This window comes from Corynebacterium kutscheri (genome assembly GCF_000980835.1).
Lineage (GTDB): Bacteria > Actinomycetota > Actinomycetes > Mycobacteriales > Mycobacteriaceae > Corynebacterium > Corynebacterium kutscheri.
The window spans coordinates 1475199-1494076 of sequence record NZ_CP011312.1 but is presented as its reverse complement, the minus strand read 5'-3'; the positions used below and the strand labels follow the sequence as shown (position 1 = coordinate 1494076).

Below are 18878 nucleotides of genomic sequence, written 5' to 3'. Positions count from 1 at the left end.
TGCTTTACTAGAAGGAGGCTTTATGTCCACTACTGTTGGGCAGATCAGCACACTTATTCAGGCAACGCTTCACGCCGCTGAGGTGCGCTTGGCCGAGGAGATACCAATTAGCGCTATTGGTTTAGACTCTAGACAGCTTCCTGAAGGTGGACTTTTTGCAGCGCTTCCTGGTACCCGAAACCATGGTGCGCATTATGCTGGTTCGACAGCCGCAGCAGCCATTCTTAGTGATGCGGAAGGCACAAAAATTCTGCGCGAATTAGGAGAAACCCGGCCGATTCTTGAAGTAGCCGATATTCGAGCGGTACTAGGTTATGTAGCAGCAGAAGTCTATGACCATCCGTCAGAAAAAATGACCATTATTGGTATTACAGGAACAAGCGGAAAAACTACTACCAGCTATTTGCTCGAAACTGGTCTTATAGCTGCCGGTTATAGTGTGGGTTTGATCGGAACCACCGGTACTCGAATTAATGGAAAACCCGTTCCTACTCAACTGACTACCCCAGAAGCACCTACACTACAAGCTCTTTTTGCTCGTATGCTTAACGACGGAGTAACCCACGTGGTCATGGAAGTATCTAGTCATGCACTGAGCTTGGGACGTACCGTAGGAACCCACTTTAAGGTTGCTGGGTTTACCAACCTTAGCCAAGATCATCTTGATTTTCATTCCACAATGGAAGAATACTTTGCAGCTAAGGCATTATTTTTCGAACCCACATCAGATAAACGAGCACAGACTTCGGTTATTTGTGTTGATGATCCTTGGGGCGAGAAAATGGCGCAGCGTGCCATTAACCCGATTCGCGTTTCTACAACTAACAACCATGGTGATGTTATTGCTCATGCGATCGAAAGCGATCCCACTGGGGCACAGAGTTTTCAGTTACGTGCCGGCAATAAGGATTACCACGTTGTATTGCCACTTCCTGGGATTTTTAACGTGGCTAATGCCAGTTTGGCACTGGCCATTGCCGAAAATATTGGTGTTGATATGTCGGCTGTCATTGATGGTATGAGTCAGGTTTCAGTGCCTGGTCGTATGCAGCGCATTGATGCTGGTCAGGAATTTTTAGCTGTGGTTGATTATGCCCACAAGCCGGCGGCGATTGCAGCAGTGCTTGAGACTATTCGTAATCAAATATCAGGTCGTATTGGCATAGTTATAGGTGCTGGTGGCGATCGAGACGCAGCAAAACGCCCCATTATGGGAGCGGAATCTGTGCGTCGTGCAGATCTGGTTATTGTTACTGATGATAATCCGCGTAGCGAAGACCCTGCGGTTATTCGACAAGCAGTACTTGCTGGTGCATACGCTATTCAGCAGGAAAGACCCGAAGTAGAGATTGCAGAGATAGGGGATCGTCGAAAAGCAATTGCGGCGGCGATTTCTTGGGCACAACCTGGTGATGCAGTAATTGTTGCGGGTAAAGGACATGAGGTTGGCCAATTGATTGCTGGTGTCAATCACCATTTTGATGACCGTGAAGAGGTACAGGCAGCGCTGCAAAGGATAAGCCAATGATTCCTATGACTCTTGGCCACATAGCTGCAGTCACTGGTGGGGAAGTAGTTCCAGCACATGCCGCGGATAAATATGTGACCGCTGGCGTTGAATTTGATTCTCGCCGCGTTGAACCTGACGGACTTTTTGTCGCGATTGCTGGTAATCGGGTTGATGGTCATGATTTTGCCGCGAGTACTCCCGCAGCGGGTACCTTGGCTTTTAAAGATGTTGGTGCACCATGCGTTGTAGTTCCTAAAACACAGCTTGTTGATAGCGAAAATAGTTATTTAATCGCAGGTGATAATTCTGGGGCAGTAGCTAGTGTTGTCTATGCCTTGGGTCTTTTAGCTAGATATGTTGTTGATGAGCTTAAAAGCACTGGTCTTCGAGTTATTGGGGTAACCGGTTCGGCAGGTAAAACCTCCACTAAAGACATGATGGCTAGCGTATTTGCTGCTGCTGGTGAAACTATCGCTCCGCCAGGTTCAATGAATAATGAAATTGGCCATCCATATACCGCTTTAAAATGTACTCGGGATACCCAGTTTTTAGTGGCCGAGATGTCCGCACGTGGCATTGGCCATGTGGCACATTTAGCAGAGATTGCTCCACCAGAAATTGCAGTGGTGCTTAACGTCGGCAGTGCGCACCTTAGCGAATTTGGCTCCCGTGAGATTATTGCCCAAGCTAAGGCAGAATTAGTAGAAGCGCTTCCACCACAAGGAGTGGCAGTATTAAATGCCGATGATGAATATGTTCGCGCTATGAGCAGCCGCACTAGTGCACAGGTATTGAGCTTTTCGACGCAGCAAGACAACCCATATGGAGCAGAAATTACTGCGAAAAATATTGTTCTTGACTCGCGCGCGCGAGCATCGTTTACTGTGCACTACGGTGCACAAGAAGCCAAGATATGCCTACAAGTTGCTGGGCTGCATCAAGTTTCTAATGCTTTAGCTGCGGTGGGTGCTGGATTAGCGGCCGGGTTGAAACTAGAAAATATTGCTCCTGCTTTATCTAGTTATCAGATAGTTTCTGCACACCGTATGGATACTCATGAGCTTTCCACTGGGGCAATTATTATCGATGACGCCTATAACGCCAATATGGAATCAATGACGGCAGGTTTTCATGCGCTTCGTGATATGACTTCGACGGGTAAAACTAGTTGGGCAGTATTAGGGCCAATGGCCGAAGCTGGCATAAATGAGATACATGAGCACGAAATATTAATTGATCGTTTAGTAGACACCGGTATTAATCACCTTATTGTGGTTGGCAACCATGACAATGCCATGGCGATGTATCGGCAGGCTCAGAAGTTAAAAATTACCGTGCATAAGGTTGCGGATGCAACGACGGCAACTGCAATTTTGCGACCGATGATGCAATCGGGCGATGCGGTGCTAGTGAAAGCGTCGAATTCCTATAAATTATGGGAAGTAGCAACACAACTTATTGAAGCAGATGAGTTGGAAAACGGTACGCAAAGTACTACAGAACAAAAGGTGAATAAGTCATGACCCAGATTATTCTTGCCGGTGCAATCGGGCTATTGGTGTCGATTTTTACCACACCAGTGCTCATTCGTCTGTTTAGTAGACAAGGCATTGGCCAAGAAATCCGTGAGGAAGGACCTAAATCGCACTTGCGTAAGCGAGGCACACCAACGATGGGTGGATTAGCTATCCTCTCAGGTATAACTGTGGCTTATATCGTGGTAGGGATCTACGGTGAAATTAGTGATAACCAGGGATTTACTGCTTCTGGCGTATTAGTGCTTAGCCTTATGCTATCCCTAGGTGGATTAGGCTTTGCCGACGACTTTATTAAACTGTACAAGGGACGAAACCTTGGGTTGAATAAGCGGGCAAAACTTATTGGTCAGCTAGCTATTGCGCTTCTCTTTGGTTTTCTTATTCTGCAATTTCCCGATGAAGAAGGTTTAACCCCCGGCTCCACCTCGTTAAGCTTTTTACGTGATATTGACACCATCGATATTGCCGTCGGCGGCGGGATTATTGGCATTATTGTCTTCTTGTTTTTTATGTATATCCTTATCTCCGCATGGTCGAACGCGGTGAACCTTACCGACGGACTTGACGGGTTAGCCGCTGGTACTACAGCCATTGTTATGGGTGCCTATGCGTTAATCACTTTTTGGCAGTTTCGAAACTCTTGTTCTGAAGGTGCTGCACCAGGTTGTTATAACGTCCGCGATCCACTAGATCTAGCAGTGCTTGCCGCTGCTGGTTTGGGTGCTTGTTTAGGATTTTTATGGTGGAATGCAGCTCCAGCTAAGATTTTTATGGGTGATACCGGTTCGCTTGCATTAGGCGGTTTAGTAGCAGGACTTTCTGTTTCCTCGCGTACCGAATTATTGATGATCATTATTGGTGCTCTGTTTGTGCTAGAAGCAGCCAGTGTTGTTATTCAGGTCATTGGTTTCCGCACAAAAGGGATTCGTGTTTTCCGTATGGCACCTATTCACCATCATTTTGAAAATGGTGGCTGGGCAGAAACAACTGTGGTTATTCGCTTCTGGCTTACCGCAGCAGTAGCGGCGCTCATTGGTGCGTCAATTTTTTATGCTGACTGGCTTTCTGCAGTAGGTGCATAAAGGAGTGGCTTTATGACTGTGCCTATAAAAGATATTTCTTGTCCAGTGTTGGTTACCGGTGCCGGAGTAACCGGACGAGGAATTGTCGGGTTACTTAAGCAGATCGGTATTCCGGTAACACTAGCTGATGCCAACCGGGAGGCGTTGGCACAGATTGAAGCTGAACTTGGCATCATCACGGTGTGTGAAGAAGATTTATTAACTAACCGTGCCCTTTTTAATTCTTATGGGCTTGTGGTTACTTCACCAGGTTGGCGCCCCGATGCGCCACTACTTCGTGCTGCTTTGGAAGCGGGGTTAGAAGTTATTGGTGATGTGGAACTATGTTGGCGACTCGATCAGGATGAGGTATTTGGCAATAAACGTAGATGGATAGTAGTTACTGGTACTAATGGTAAAACCACAACTACCGCCATGTTGGCGGCCATGCTTAATGAAGCTGGTTATGCTGCTGCAGCAGTAGGAAATATTGGGGTAGCTATTGCTGATGCACTGATTGGTACTCATCGAGTAGACATTTTGGTAGCCGAGTTATCTAGTTTCCAACTGCACTGGACAACAACATTGCGCCCTGAAATCGGTGTATTTCTTAATTTGGCCGAAGATCATATTGATTGGCACGGCAGTTTTAACGAGTATGCGGCAGCAAAAGCAAAGGTATTTTCGGCAGCAACTGCGATTGCTAGTAAAGACGATGACCTAGTAAAAGAGTTAGCTAAAGATCATGAGGTTATTTTTTATACCTTAGGTGAGCCGGATGCTGGTGAAGTTGGTGTTAGTAAGCAGTGGATCGTCGATAAGCGAAATAAAGCAGTACGTATTGCCCCAGCAACAAATATTCAACCGCACGGACCCGCTGGAATTGCTGATGCAACTGCAGCTGCTGCAGCAGCACTAGTTGCCGGGGTAAGCCCAGAAGCAATTCAACGTGCCTTGGCTACGTTTAGCGTTGCTGGGCATCGCGGGCAAGTAGTAGCAACGTACCGTGGGATCGTTGCGGTAGATAACTCGAAGGCAACTAATCCGCATGCAGCTGATTCTGCGCTAGGTGGGTTTAAGTCGATTGTGTGGATTGCTGGTGGTCAGCTTAAAGGCGCTGATGTCAGCGAGGTAATACGTCGTCATGCTCAGCACATAAAAGCTGCAGCATTGCTAGGTGTAGATGCGTTAAAGATTGCACAAGCGCTTGCTGATAATGCACCGCATGTGAAAATACAGGTAACGCAGGAAACTGATCCGGTATTAGCGATGAATGAGGTCGTAGAATTTGCTGTCTCACAAGCGAGTGCTGGAGATGCAATTGTGCTTGCGCCTGCAGCAGCTAGTCTGGATATGTATACCGGTATGGCTCAACGCGGTGATCTTTTTGCTGACGCTATTAAAAAATATCTTTGCTTCGAGAGCACAAGAGAGGACTGATCAGTTATCATGTCGAACTCCACTGCATCGCGGATGCAACAGCCGGCTCAACCGCGTATAGCTAAACCCAATACGGTGACGTTTGCCCAACTACGTAAAGTTATTTCTGAGCGGCTAAAAGATTTTTTCTCACGTCCGCTGAGTAATTACTACATGATCCTGATTTGCGTGGTATCGCTGACGCTTATTGGTGTAGTTATGGTAATGAGCGCATCAATGACCTGGTCTGTTGCTGATGGTGCAACAGTGTGGAGCACTGCGTTACGCCAAACCATTATGGTTGTTTTAGGTCTTTTCACCATGTGGATGGCTATGCGGATGAGTCCGCGTACCATACGTCGATTAGCACCGTGGTTATTAATTATCTCGATTATTTTGCTTATCGCTGTGCTTATTCCCGGTATTGGTACCGGTAAGCAAGAAGTTGGTTCCCAGTCGTGGATTGACGTAGGTGCTGTGCGATTCCAACCTTCAGAAATTGCTCGTGTGGCTATTGCTATTTGGGGAGCTCAATATCTTTCAGACGGTCGTCCTGGTGAAACACGACGATTAGTGCATTTTGGTGTGGTTGCTCTTGGTTTAGCATTGCTTATTTTTATGGAAGGCGATGCCGGTATGGCCATGAGCTTTATGCTGGTTGCTGCCGTCATGCTTTTCTTTGCCGGGCTTAACTGGTTCTTCGTTGTAATGAGTGTTGTTTTAGGCATGATCGGTATCCTCTTCGTATTCTTTGTACGAGGCGGTTTCCGCTCAGATCGCATCACAGTGTATTTCGATGCCTTGCGTGGGCATTTTTCTGATGTTCATAATTCTGCTTATCAGTCTTACCAAGGGTTTTTATCGCTTGCCGATGGCTCTATGTTTGGGGTTGGCCTTGGCCAATCGCGGGCTAAATGGTTTTATCTACCTGAGAGTAAAAATGATTTTATTTATGCCATTATCGGTGAAGAACTAGGATTTTTTGGTGCTAGTACGGTAGTAGTGCTATTCGGAATTCTTGGTTGGGTGGGAATTAATACCGCGCGTAAATCAGCTACCCAATTTCTCATGCTTATGTCGGCTACCTTAACCGCAGGTGTGGTTGTTCAAGCATTTATCAATATTGGTTATGTTGTTGGTGCATTACCCGTTACTGGCATCCAATTACCGATGATTTCTGCTGGTGGTACTTCTGCGGTAATTACTTTGGGTGCGATGGGTATTTTGGCAAACTGCGCACGCCATCAACCTGATGCAATTTCGCATATGGCAGCACATGGTCGTCCGGCAATTGATCGTTTCCTATTTCTTCCCGAACCACGTATTTATAACGTGGAGGAAAGACGACGCGGCCCTCGTAGTGGTATCAGAGCTGCCTCATCAGATCAGTCGCGTTCATTGCCGCAACGTCCAGCACCGCAGCGCGCCGGTGCGCCACGGGTAAATAATAAGAATAGAGGAAGTTACCAAAGGGTTGATCGCCAGCGTCGAACTGGTGCTGCATATACTGATTCGCGCAATCAACGAGGAAGGCGTTAGTACATGACCAAGGTAATTGTGGCCGGTGGCGGCACCGCAGGACATATTGAGCCGGCACTTGCTGTTGCTGAAGCACTGAAAGAACATGGCGTGGAAGTAGCTGCTTTGGGAACCGTTAAGGGACTAGAATCACGTATCGTTCCTGAGCGCGGTGTTGAGTTAAAACTTATTAATCCGGTTCCCGTGCCGCGAAAAATTGGTGCTGATCTTTTTGCTTTGCCAGTGAATTTATTTAAAACCGTTGCTCAAACGCGACGTACTTTTAAAGAGTTTGGTTGTGATGCTGTTATTGGCTTTGGCGGTTATGTTTCCGCACCAGCATATTTAGCAGCTAAATCTTTGCGATTGCCTTTTTTTGTTCATGAATCCAATGCGCGTGCAGGCATGGCTAATAAGCTCGGTGTTGGCTTAGGCGGGATTGGCCTCAACGCCACCCAAGATTCCGGAATGAAAGGTGAAGTAGTCGGTATTCCTATTCGCGATAGCTTGCGTGCTGATGTTGCAGCTGCACGCGAACGCGGCAAAAAGCTTTTTGGCTTAACAGGTGATAAGACCACCATTTTGGTTACTGGCGGTAGCCAAGGCGCACAGTCGATTAACACTGCCATTGTTGAAGCCGTGCCAGAATTGCTTCAACAAGGGTTTCAAATTGTGCATGCCTATGGGCGTAAAAATGAAGCTCCTCAAGCACAACCAGGATATGTGCCTGTGCCATATATAGATGATATGGCTGCCGGATATGCCATCGCAGACTTAATTATTTGTCGCTCTGGCGCAATGACAGTTGCTGAGGTTTCCGCTTTGGGCATTCCTGCTGTGTATATCCCTCTTCCACATGGTAATGGCGAACAAGGGCTTAATGCTGCTGCTGTTGTTGAAGCTGGAGCAGCAGTACTGGTAGCAGATGCATCGCTAAATTCAGCCACAATTATTGACTTGGTAAGTCAGCTAGCTGGTGATCCGCAGAGATTAGCGGTGATGCGTGATGCATTATCGCATACTGGTTTTAATAATGTTGCTGGAGTTATCGCTGAGAAAATTATGGCTGCTATCAAAAATGAAGGAAAATAATATGACGGAAAATATTGATCTCAGCCGAGTTCACCTTATCGGTATTGGCGGTGCCGGTATGTCAGGTGTAGCACGCATTCTGCTTTCTCGTGGTTTTGTGGTTTCTGGCTCTGATGTGAAAGATTCTCGTGCCATACTTGCTCTTCGAGCTATGGGAGCAACAATTGCTATTGGGCATGCGCGTGAGAACTTGAGCATAACCGGTGAGTTGCCAAGTGTAGTTGTGACCTCTTTTGCGGCGATACCTAAGGATAATCCTGAGTTGGTATATGCAGCTGAGTGTGGGATTCCAATTATTCGTCGCTCTGATCTTCTTGGTGAGCTTATGCAGGGCTTTACTCAGGTATTGATTGCAGGTACACACGGTAAAACTTCAACCACCTCGATGGCCGTGGTAGCGCTACAAGAAGCAGGTTTAGATCCTAGTTTCGCGATTGGCGGCCAGCTGAATAAAGCTGGAACTAATGCGCACCAAGGAAGTGGGCAATGTTTTGTTGCGGAAGCAGATGAATCTGATGCTTCATTACTGCGTTATCAGCCAGATATTGCAGTAATCACTAATATTGAGCCAGATCACCTAGATTTTTTCAAAACTCCACAGGCCTATATGCAGGTCTTTGAGGATTTTGCAGAGCGCATTTCTACTACCGGTTCATTGGTGGTGTGTTTGGACGATCCCCACGCTGCTGAATTAGGTCAGCGAATGAAAGATCGGGTTCGGGTTTGTGGTTATGGCACTGCTGTAGCAGCACAAGCATATCCAGATATTGCGTATACAGTGATTACTGATATCACTGCGGGGGTTAAGACAACCACTGCGACAATTCTGCTTGATCAGCAACGTGAGGTAACACTAAGCCTAAAAATCCCAGGGGAGCATATGGTGCTCAATGCTGCGGCTGCATTAACCGCAGGCGTACTCGTCGGCGCAGATACAGATAAGCTGATTCAAGGTGTGAATTCTTTTAGTGGCGTGCGTCGTCGTTTTGAATCTCATGGGCGTATTGATACCGGTAATTACGCTGGGGTTGAGATATTCGATGATTATGCACATCACCCTACCGAGGTGGAGGCGGTTATAACTGCAGCTCAGGAGAAGATTCGTGCTCGAGGTATGGGAAGAGTAGTGGTAGCTTTTCAACCACACTTATACTCGCGAACAATGGAGTTTGCCGAAGAATTTGCTCGCGCATTATCGCTTGCCGACGAAGTAATCGTGCTAGACATTTTTGGTGCGCGCGAACAGCCTGTTCCCGGAGTAGATTCTCGAATTATTACCCAGCACATAACTAAGCCGGTTATTTTCGAACCTGATTTTTCCGCGGTGCCGGAACGAATAGCAGCTATTGCTCAACCTGGTGATCTTATTATGACCATGGGAGCTGGATCAGTGACAATACTTGCACCAGAAATATTTGAGCGTTTGCGATGAAAAAACGCATTTTCTTAGGTCTTGGTGCCACGATGATAGTGGCGTTGATTTTCTTTGTCACGGCGTGGTTTTACCCGTTGTGGAAGATGTCTGCCTTTGAAATAAGTGGACAAAACCATACTCTTGTTGAGGAAGTAGAAACTGCTAGTGGAGTATCTATTGGAGAGAATTTTTTCCATGTTGATTCCATTGCGGTAGCAAAATCTATTTCTGCGTTGCCATGGGTCAGTAGTGTCAATGTGAATAAACACATAGACGGGGTGTTGAGTATTGAACTCACAGAGCATACAGTTCGGCTGTACACGGAAACTGCTGATGGGGATGTGCTTATCGACGAACAAGGACGACCCTTTTTAACAGCTGCGCGAGAATCGGGCATGGTTAAAGTAAGCGGTAATGAGCAGGATACGCCAGAGATTTACCGGGTTGTTCTTGCCGCTCTTGAGGCGATGGATCCTATGGTTTCTGCGCGAATTGTTGAAGTAGCTGCTCCGAGTAGTTATGAGCTAACTATGATTCTTGATGATGGACGACGGGTTTATTGGGGTTCGGAAGAAAATCTTAATGATAAAGCCATCGCACTTCGAGTGGCGTTAACCCGAGGTGAACAATCTTTAGATGTTAGTGCAGCACCGGTGATTGCGGTGCGTTAGATGTATGAGTGAAGCAAAAAATTTTTATATATATATACGTGTCTGGGAAATTTTCTCGGCACGTATTTTTTTAAAAAAATACGTGGGCATGATGGTGCAAAATTATAGCTATGGATAAAGAAACTATAGCGGTAGCTTTAAGTAAATATGAGGTGAAAACTCAGTGGACATATAGTGTCTACCTATAGGGCTATCAAATTTTGAGCAGGTATGTTTGTGCACGTTAAAACCCTAAAGTTGAGGTTGAGGGTAGAGACACGCCGCAAAGAAAATACGAAAAATTTTCCCAACTTCATTGAAGATAGAAAGCAGTGCAGCACTTTAAAGGCTTATCGAAGAAGTTATAAGAAGGTGCTGAAGGTAACGACAAATTGTTTTAAAGCGAAAGGCGAGTCCAACTTATGACTTCCCCTGATAACCACCTCGCCATTATTAAGGTTGTAGGCGTTGGTGGCGGCGGTGTGAACGCCGTTAACCGGATGATTGAAGAGGGTTTGAAGGGTGTTGAGTTTATTGCGATCAACACCGACTCGCAGGCACTCATGTTTTGTGACGCCGATGTAAAACTTGAGATTGGTCGTGCAGAGACACGTGGTCTAGGCGCTGGGGCGAATCCCGAGGTGGGGCGTAAGTCAGCTGAGGAACATAAATCAGATATTGAAGAATCGCTTCAAGGCGCAGATATGGTGTTTGTGACTGCTGGTGAAGGTGGCGGTACTGGTACCGGTGCTGCACCAGTTGTTGCTGGTATTGCTAAGAAAATGGGCGCGCTGACCGTTGGGGTGGTTACTCGGCCATTCCGATTTGAAGGCAAAAAACGGATTAATCGTGCTTTAGAAGGAATCGAAGCCTTGCGTGAGGTCTGCGATACCTTGATTGTTATCCCTAACGATCGGTTGCTTCAGCTTGGTGATGCAAACTTATCCATGGCCGAAGCTTTCCATGCTGCCGATCAGGTGCTGCATAATGGTGTGCAAGGAATTACCGATCTTATTACTATCCCAGGTCTTATCAATGTGGACTTTGCCGACGTGCGTTCAGTAATGAGCGATGCTGGTTCTGCATTGATGGGTATTGGTTCCGCGCGCGGAGATAATCGCGTTATTACGGCCGCTAAAGAGGCAATTAACTCACCATTGTTGGAAAACACAATGGAAGGCGCAAAGGGAGTATTGCTTTCTTTTGCTGGTGGTTCAGATCTTGGCCTCATGGAAGTTAATGAAGCTGCGACCATGATTGAGGATCTTGCTCATGAGGATGTCAACCTGATTTTCGGTACCATTTTCGACGATAATTTAGGTGATGAAGTTCGGGTTACTGTTATTGCTACTGGTTTTGATGGACAGCAGCAGGCAAGTGCACCTAGCACGCCAGCTACGACTGAGTCGGTTGATAGTGTTACTCCAGAGCCTGCTCCTACCCGTAGCCTTTTTGGTGGACACGAGCAGGAAACAAGTAACTGGTCAGCGGATCGACCGAGTCGTTCTAGCTACAGTGATTCGCATTCGGGAATGTTTACTACCCGTGAAGAAAATCGTGGGACTTCATCGAGGCAGGCACAAAGTCAGCCAATCGACGACGATGATGTAGGACTTGAAGGGTGGATGTAACAGTACGTCCAGTTCGGAAGGTATTTACCACCCGTGCAGGTGGTTTTTCTCAGCCACCGTTTGAAAGCTTTAACCTAGGCGATCATGTAGGAGATGACCCTTATGCAGTAGCAGCTAATCGACGTCGATTAGCCGAGGTTCTGAAACTACCGACAGAGGCATTTGTTTGGATGGAACAAATTCATTCGGCGCATGTCACTGTGGTTGATCGCCCTCAGCAGCAAGCAGTTGAGGCAACTGATTGTTTGGTTACAACTACAAAGGGTTTAGCACTTGTGGTACTGGTCGCTGATTGCGTTCCAGTGCTGCTCAGCGATACCGATGCTGGGGTTATTGCTGCCTGTCATGCAGGACGTATGGGAGCACGCAATGGAATTGTGCGTAAAACTGTAGAAACAATGGTTTCTTTGGGTGCTCGGCCACATCAGATTCATGCTCTTTTAGGTCCTGCTGCTTCTGGTTTGCGCTATGAGGTTCCCCGTGAGATGGCATTAGATGTCGAAAAACGGTTGCCTGGAGCGCATATGTGCACTCAACAGGGAACAGATGGGCTCGATATCCGTCGTGGAATCATCCGGCAGCTATTGGGTTTGGGTGTGCGTGCTATTGATTCTGATCCACGATGCACAATTGAAAGTCCAGAGTTTTTCTCTTATCGACGAGAACAGAAAACGGGTCGGCAAGCTGGAGTTATTTGGCTCCAGTAGCAGAATTTTTTAACCGACACGCCGAAGAATTACACCTATGCGATTATCCAGCTAGTAGGTTGATCTTCATTCCACAAACATACCAATCACTACAAAGAGAGCTTTTCGAAAAATGTCCGCAGTAAACAGCATTAAAAACTTTTTCGGATTAGGCGATGAGCACGTAGTCGCCGACTACATCGAAGACGATGAGTACTATCGTGAAGAGCCAGTGCACAGCGACTATCTCAGCGAGCGGGATTACGGACACCGCTATGAATCGGAGCGTCGTATTACTGCTCGTCCACGTTTAGAAACTATTGCTTTGACACATTACCGAGAGGCACGCCGTGTTGGTGAAAGTTTCCGCGAGGGCAATATCGTGGTTATGGACATTACTCGTTTAGAACGCCAGGATATGACTCGTATGGTTGATTTTGCTGCTGGTTTGAAATTTGCTCTTGAAGGCCAACTTGAAAAATTAGCTAAAGGTTTCTTTGTTTTGGCACCTAAAGGCGCTGTTCTTGATACTGAAGAAATCAAAGCTCGTATTGGTATTGCCTAAAATCATCATCACATTAATTGTTCCTGATAACAGTAAATGCTTAAGAAGTATGTTTCACATCTAGTTGTGATGGATTGTTCTTTGCATTGGTATGACGGTATGACGATGTAACACGTACACTGTGGAACAAAAGCACCGTCTCACCCGTTTAGAGCAGTGAACTGCTTTAATAGGTGAGGCGGTTTTATCTATTCCTGCTTTAAATCACAAACAACAGAAAGAAAACAGTGGCAAATTTCGTTATTCTGCTTTTGCTGATTATTCAGATTTATACGTTTATTTTGTTTGGTCGCGTTCTGATTGAAATGATTCAGTCTTTTTCGCGTAACTTCACACCACCTCGGTGGTTTATCATTTTTGCAGAGGCTCTTTTTGTAGTCACTGATCCGCCAGTGAAGGCTTTGCGGAGAGTAATTCCACCGTTGCGGGTAGGAAATGTAGCTTTAGATGTCTCGGTTTTGGTTCTGTTTCTTATTCTGTATGTAGCTCAGCTGGTTATTGCTCAGGTGTTTTATAATAGTTAGTGCATATAGGGTCAGAACCGGGTAGTTGGCGAGTGCTAGGAATTTTTGAAAGTTCCGATAAAGACCAACCAGAACTGGTGGTGCCATATAGATGTGGTATGCGTCATAGGAAAAGTTTTTCTTTAGACTTGAGTAATCAAAAAGATGCTAAAAATTTACCCTTATTACGGTTTATGCTGCTAGATTTGTTCCTAGAGCGTCGTGTGGGCGTAAAAAATCACGAGGCTTTCATGCAAAACACGGTGTGGGAAATGACCTACCAGTGCTAGTGCGTTATTGTGATTAGTTGAACTGGCATATGACGGATCGCATGATCCATATGTAGATGAATCTTGAAGGGAAGAAGCCCCATGGCGCAATTGACCCAGGCTGATGTCCGAAACATCGCTTTTAATAAGCCACCTATCGGTAAGCGTGGTTACGCTGAGGACGAGGTGGATCAGTTTTTGGACATGGTCGAAGAGACCATTGCTGAGCTACGTGAAGAAAACGATGATCTTGCGCAGCAGGTTGAAGAGCTTCAGGCCGAGCTCAAGCAGGCTGGTTCTGGCGCACCGGCGGTAACTACACCAAACGTTGACAACAAGGTTGATGAGCAAGCACTGCGTAAGCAGATCGAAGAGTCGCTTAAATCTCAGTATGAGTCACAGCTTAATGAAGCTCGTAGGGCTGTTGAAAAAGCTGAAAATGAGCGTCGCGCTGCTCGCGTAGAAGCAGATACCGCAAAGCGCGAGGCGGCAGCGGCGAAGGCACAATCGACGAATGCTGCTAATGCACAACCAGCTGCAGTTGCTGCAACTGATTCATCTGCTAATGCGGATACTCATCTGTCTGCGGCCAAGGTTTTGGGCATGGCACAAGAGATGGCTGATCGGATTACTAGCGAGGCACAAGCCGAGTCTCAGGCTATGCTTACCGAGGCGCGTACTGCTGCCGAGAAGCAGGTTAATGAAGCTGAACTTAATGCTCGTTTGACCTTGGAAGATGCTCGCGCTAAGAGTCAAAAGCAGCTTGCTGATGCTGATGCGCGTGCTAAGTCTTTGATTGCTGATGCTGAGAAACGTTCTGAGCAGACCCTGAGTGAGGCTAACTCACGCGCTACTGCTCAGGTTAAGATGGCAGAAGATAAAGCCAACGCTTTGCAGGCAGACGCTGAGAAGAAGCACACCGAGATTATGGCTACTGTTAAACAGCAGCAGAATGCGTTGGAGGCTCGTATTAGCGAGTTACGTACCTTTGAACGTGAGTACCGTACTCGTTTGAAGACCCTCTTGCAATCGCAGTTAGAAGAGTTGGAATCGCGTAGTCTTGCTTCACCTAGCGAAGGCAATAAGTAATCAACTTCGTTGAAGAAGGAGGTCCCTTGGGCAGGAATATGCCCTAGGGGCCTTATCTTTTTCATTAAGGTGTCAGGAGATCTTCGTACAGTGTTAATTGCAGCACTTTGTTTAGCGGCACTGGGTTTTGTTTTTCTTGTGTTAGCTGTCACTTCTACACATGATATTTGGCAGTGGTTGTTATTGATCTCGGTGTTTGCTGGAGCAGTGATACTGGTTATTGATGTTATTGATAAGTATTGCTTGCGTCGTCCAGATGCTAAGGAAACAAAAGGTGAAGTATTAGAATCTGAGGTTAGTGAGTCGGTAATAAACAATTCGAGTGAAGTAGAAAACTAAGCTATACTCACTGAAGGTGAAGTAAACTTCATCTGGGCTATGATCCGGCAATCACTGGGGAGCTCTTCGGAAGAACAAGAATTTTTCATATTTCTTTAGTAGAACCGAACGGGTAAGACCGATATCTCCTTATAAAGACGAGTGGAGCTTTAGTGGAAGGTAATTTTTTTACCAACCATTTAAAGTTCAAGCAGGGTGGTACCGCGCCTACTTTTTTATGGTGGCGTCCCTGCGTTATGGCTGCTTAAACACTTGAGTAGCTAGTTAAATGAAAGCTAAAACTCGCAGGTATAAGGAGATTTTTTCATGTCTGTTGGTAGTTTTTATCCACAGGTGGATATGACTGGCGGTTCCACGCGGTTCCCAGATATGGAACAGCAGGTGCTTGACTATTGGGAGCAGGATAATACCTTCCAAGCTAGTATTGACCAGCGAAATGGTACTAAAGACTATGTCTTTTATGATGGCCCACCTTTTGCTAATGGGTTGCCTCACTACGGTCATCTTCTTACTGGCTATGTCAAAGATATTGTGCCGCGTTTTCAAACAATGCGTGGCTACCGGGTACCACGTGTTTTCGGTTGGGATACTCACGGTCTGCCTGCCGAATTAGAAGCGGAAAAACAACTAGGTATTCGCGATAAAGGCGAGATTGAGGCCATGGGATTGGCCAAATTCAATGAGTACTGTGCCAGCTCGGTGTTGAAATACACCAAGGAGTGGGAAGAGTATGTTACTCGTCAAGCTCGGTGGGTTGATTTTGAAAATGGTTACAAGACCATGGATATCACCTACATGGAATCAGTCATTTGGGCATTTAAAGAGCTTTACAATAAGGGATTGATCTACCAAGGTTTCCGAGTATTGCCATATTCTTGGGCAGAACATACTCCTTTGTCTAACCAAGAAACTCGCCTGGACGATTCCTATAAGATGCGCCAGGATCCTACGCTCACTGTCACTTTCCCGATTATTGACGGAAACCCGGAGTTGGTCGGTGCGCTAGCTTTGGCATGGACAACTACACCATGGACATTGCCATCGAATTTAGCACTTGCTGTCAACCCTACTGTTAGCTACGCATTGGTTCGTACTGGTGAAGGCGCTGCAGAATCAATCGTCGATAAGAAAGTATTGCTAGCTGAGGCATTGGTTGCCACCTATGCCAAGGAACTTGGTGATTATGAGATCGTACGTACCTTTAGTGGTCAAGAGTTAGCTGGTGCTACCTACAAGCCGATTTTTGATTATTTTGCGGATACAGAGAATGCTTTCCAAATTGTAGAAGCAGAGTATGTCACCACAGAAGATGGTACCGGTATTGTCCACCAAGCACCTGCTTTTGGTGAAGACGATATGAACACCTGTCAGAAGTATGACATTCCTACCATTATCCCAGTTGATATGGACGGAAAATTTACTTCTTTGGTGCCAGAATATGAAGGACAACTAGTCTTTGATGCTAACAAGGACATTATTAAGGATCTAAAGGCTGCTGGTCGAGTAGTTCGTCATCAGACTATTGAACACTCTTATCCACATTCCTGGCGTTCTGGTGAGCCACTTATCTATATGGCATTGCCATCGTGGTTCGTAAATGTTACTGCGATCCGTGATCGAATGGTGGAACTTAATCAGGATATTGAGTGGATGCCAGAGCATATCCGGGATGGACAGTTTGGCAAATGGCTAGAAGGCGCTCGCGATTGGAATATCTCGCGTTCACGTTATTGGGGTTCTCCTATTCCAGTATGGGTCTCTGATGATGAAAACTATCCGCGCGTTGATGTTTATGGCTCACTTGATGAGCTGGAACGAGATTTTGGAGTACGCCCAACCAGCCTGCACCGGCCATATATTGATGAACTCACCCGGCCGAACCCAGATGATCCAACCGGTCAATCTACTATGCGCCGTGTGCCTGATGTTCTAGACGTGTGGTTTGATTCTGGTTCTATGCCGTTTGCACAGGTGCACTATCCTTTTGAGAATAAGGATTGGTTTGATACCCATGCACCAGCAGACTTTATTGTGGAATATATCGGTCAGACTCGTGGTTGGTTCTATCTTTTGCATGTGCTTTCGGTAGCACTTTTTGACCGCCCAGCATTTAAGAAAGTTGTTGCTCATGGTATTGTGTTAGGCAATGACGGACTGAAGATGAGTAAATCTAAGGGAAATTATCCGAATGTGAACGAGGTCTTTGATCGTGATGGTTCGGATGCTATGCGCTGGTTCTTGATGAGCTCACCAATTTTACGTGGTGGCAACTTGATTGTTACCGAACGTGGTATTCGTGAAGGTGTGCGTCAAGCGTTATTGCCAATGTGGAATGCATATAGCTTCCTACAACTGTACTCAGCAAAGAAAGCCACTTGGTCAGTTGATTCAACCGACGTACTAGATCGTTATATTCTGGCTAAGCTACATGATTTGGTGGCACGGGTTCGCAACTATTTAGATGATACCGATGTAGCACGTGCCTGCGATGAAGTGCGCTGGTTCTGTGAAGCTTTGACCAACTGGTATGTTCGTCGTTCGCGCGAGCGTTTCTGGGCAGGCGATGAGCAATATCCAGAGGCATTTAACACTTTGTATACCGTTTTGGAAACCCTTACTCGGGTTACCGCACCTTTATTGCCAATGATCTCGGAAGTAATTTGGCGTGGTCTTACCGGTGAGCGTTCTGTTCATTTGACTGATTTCCCTGATCCAGAAGATTTCCCAGCCGACGCTGAATTAGTGCGCACTATGGATGAGATTCGCGGTGTATGTTCGGCAGCTAGCTCGGTACGTAAAGCTCATAAACTGCGTAACCGTTTGCCTTTGCCTCGTTTGACGGTGGCTGTGCCAGAATCTGAGCGCTTAGCGCAATTTGTGGGCATTATCGCAGATGAGGTCAATGTCAAAGATGTTGTTCTTACCTCTGATGTTGATAGTGTGGGCAAATTTGAGGTGGTGGTTAATGCTAAAGTAGCAGGACCTCGACTGGGTAAAGATGTGCAACGGGTTATCAAAGCAGTGAAAGCTGGCAACTATGAGCGGATTGGTGAAACCGTGATTGTTGATGGCATTGAACTTAAGCCAGAAGAATATACTGAGCGCCTTGTTGCAGCTAACCCGGAATCTACCCAACAGATTGATGGGGTAGAAGGCATTGTGGTTCTTGATATGACTTTAACTGAAGAGCTTGAGGCTGAGGGCTGGGCAGCAGATGTGATTCGTGGCCTGCAGGATGCTCGTAAGGCGGAAGGCTTTGCTGTGAGCGATCGCATCAGCGTTAAGCTTTATGTTCCGGAAGAAAAGCTTGCCTGGGCAGATACCCATAAGGACGCTATTGCGACCGAGGTTCTAGCAACTGTTTTTGAGTTATATACTGACATGCCAGCAGAAGATCTTCATGATGTTCTTCATGATGTGAAGGCTAGCTTGGTTAAAAACACTTAGTAGCATTTCGACGTTGTATGCCGAGGTAGGCTGAGATAAATTTTTCACTGATATGCCCGCTTGATTTATCAAGCGAGCATATCAGTTATACATGTTTTGCGACGTGAGCGGATTGAACTTAGTAGAAAACTCACGAGCTTATGATCT

At 46.3% G+C, this 18878-nt stretch carries 15 protein-coding genes; all 15 read left to right on the top strand.

What is annotated here, in order from left to right:
• The first annotated feature begins 22 nt into the window (after window positions 1-22).
• On the top strand, window positions 23-1528 hold the full coding sequence (locus UL82_RS06840; RefSeq protein WP_046439912.1) for a UDP-N-acetylmuramoyl-L-alanyl-D-glutamate--2,6-diaminopimelate ligase: 1506 nt from the start codon (window positions 23-25) through the stop codon (window positions 1526-1528).
• The gene (locus UL82_RS06835) at window positions 1525-3033 is read left to right on the top strand and encodes a UDP-N-acetylmuramoyl-tripeptide--D-alanyl-D-alanine ligase (protein ID WP_046439910.1); all 1509 of its coding nucleotides are present in this window, start codon (window positions 1525-1527) and stop codon (window positions 3031-3033) included. Before UL82_RS06840 ends, UL82_RS06835 begins: the two co-directional genes overlap by 4 nt.
• Complete coding sequence (mraY, locus tag UL82_RS06830; RefSeq protein WP_046439908.1) at window positions 3030-4130, top strand: phospho-N-acetylmuramoyl-pentapeptide-transferase; 1101 nt, start codon at window positions 3030-3032, stop codon at window positions 4128-4130. Before UL82_RS06835 ends, mraY begins: the two co-directional genes overlap by 4 nt.
• 12 nt (window positions 4131-4142) lie before the next feature.
• Window positions 4143-5549: a UDP-N-acetylmuramoyl-L-alanine--D-glutamate ligase gene (gene murD, locus UL82_RS06825; RefSeq protein ID WP_046439907.1), complete on the top strand. Its 1407-nt coding sequence runs from the start codon at window positions 4143-4145 to the stop codon at window positions 5547-5549.
• 9 nt (window positions 5550-5558) lie between these two features.
• Window positions 5559-7067 (top strand): peptidoglycan glycosyltransferase FtsW, encoded by a 1509-nt coding sequence (locus UL82_RS06820; protein WP_232009536.1) that lies wholly within the window; start codon window positions 5559-5561, stop codon window positions 7065-7067.
• Between the two features lie 3 nt (window positions 7068-7070).
• Window positions 7071-8138, top strand: a complete 1068-nt coding sequence (gene murG, locus UL82_RS06815) for an undecaprenyldiphospho-muramoylpentapeptide beta-N-acetylglucosaminyltransferase (protein ID WP_046439905.1) — start codon at window positions 7071-7073, stop codon at window positions 8136-8138.
• Window position 8139: 1 nt separating this feature from the next.
• Window positions 8140-9570, top strand: coding sequence for a UDP-N-acetylmuramate--L-alanine ligase (gene murC / locus UL82_RS06810; protein ID WP_046439903.1), 1431 nt, complete (start codon window positions 8140-8142; stop codon window positions 9568-9570).
• Entirely contained in the window at window positions 9567-10223 is a 657-nt protein-coding gene (locus UL82_RS06805) for a cell division protein FtsQ/DivIB (protein WP_046439901.1), read from the top strand. Before murC ends, UL82_RS06805 begins: the two co-directional genes overlap by 4 nt.
• Before the next feature lie 401 nt (window positions 10224-10624).
• On the top strand, window positions 10625-11833 hold the full coding sequence (ftsZ, locus tag UL82_RS06800) for a cell division protein FtsZ (protein WP_046439899.1): 1209 nt from the start codon (window positions 10625-10627) through the stop codon (window positions 11831-11833).
• Window positions 11824-12540: a peptidoglycan editing factor PgeF gene (gene pgeF, locus UL82_RS06795; protein ID WP_046439897.1), complete on the top strand. Its 717-nt coding sequence runs from the start codon at window positions 11824-11826 to the stop codon at window positions 12538-12540. The genes ftsZ and pgeF overlap by 10 nt, the downstream gene beginning before the upstream one ends.
• A 112-nt stretch (window positions 12541-12652) precedes the next feature.
• Window positions 12653-13084, top strand: coding sequence for a cell division protein SepF (locus UL82_RS06790; RefSeq protein WP_052735904.1), 432 nt, complete (start codon window positions 12653-12655; stop codon window positions 13082-13084).
• Window positions 13085-13311: 227 nt separating this feature from the next.
• Complete coding sequence (locus UL82_RS06785; protein ID WP_046439896.1) at window positions 13312-13608, top strand: YggT family protein; 297 nt, start codon at window positions 13312-13314, stop codon at window positions 13606-13608.
• A gap of 350 nt (window positions 13609-13958) precedes the next feature.
• Window positions 13959-14945 (top strand): DivIVA domain-containing protein, encoded by a 987-nt coding sequence (locus UL82_RS06775; protein ID WP_046439892.1) that lies wholly within the window; start codon window positions 13959-13961, stop codon window positions 14943-14945.
• Between the two features lie 90 nt (window positions 14946-15035).
• Entirely contained in the window at window positions 15036-15284 is a 249-nt protein-coding gene (locus UL82_RS06770; protein ID WP_046439891.1) for a hypothetical protein, read from the top strand.
• A gap of 306 nt (window positions 15285-15590) precedes the next feature.
• Window positions 15591-18731: an isoleucine--tRNA ligase gene (gene ileS / locus UL82_RS06765; RefSeq protein WP_046439889.1), complete on the top strand. Its 3141-nt coding sequence runs from the start codon at window positions 15591-15593 to the stop codon at window positions 18729-18731.
• The last annotated feature ends 147 nt before the right edge of the window (window positions 18732-18878 follow it).

Coding starts and splice junctions, on each gene's coding strand:
- UL82_RS06840 (WP_046439912.1), top strand. CDS start 23: ATGTCCACTACTGTTGGGCAGATCAGCACACTTATTCAGGCAACGCTT.
- UL82_RS06835 (WP_046439910.1), top strand. CDS start 1,525: ATGATTCCTATGACTCTTGGCCACATAGCTGCAGTCACTGGTGGGGAA.
- mraY (WP_046439908.1), top strand. CDS start 3,030: ATGACCCAGATTATTCTTGCCGGTGCAATCGGGCTATTGGTGTCGATT.
- murD (WP_046439907.1), top strand. CDS start 4,143: ATGACTGTGCCTATAAAAGATATTTCTTGTCCAGTGTTGGTTACCGGT.
- UL82_RS06820 (WP_232009536.1), top strand. CDS start 5,559: ATGTCGAACTCCACTGCATCGCGGATGCAACAGCCGGCTCAACCGCGT.
- murG (WP_046439905.1), top strand. CDS start 7,071: ATGACCAAGGTAATTGTGGCCGGTGGCGGCACCGCAGGACATATTGAG.
- murC (WP_046439903.1), top strand. CDS start 8,140: ATGACGGAAAATATTGATCTCAGCCGAGTTCACCTTATCGGTATTGGC.
- UL82_RS06805 (WP_046439901.1), top strand. CDS start 9,567: ATGAAAAAACGCATTTTCTTAGGTCTTGGTGCCACGATGATAGTGGCG.
- ftsZ (WP_046439899.1), top strand. CDS start 10,625: ATGACTTCCCCTGATAACCACCTCGCCATTATTAAGGTTGTAGGCGTT.
- UL82_RS06790 (WP_052735904.1), top strand. CDS start 12,653: ATGTCCGCAGTAAACAGCATTAAAAACTTTTTCGGATTAGGCGATGAG.
- UL82_RS06775 (WP_046439892.1), top strand. CDS start 13,959: ATGGCGCAATTGACCCAGGCTGATGTCCGAAACATCGCTTTTAATAAG.
- ileS (WP_046439889.1), top strand. CDS start 15,591: ATGTCTGTTGGTAGTTTTTATCCACAGGTGGATATGACTGGCGGTTCC.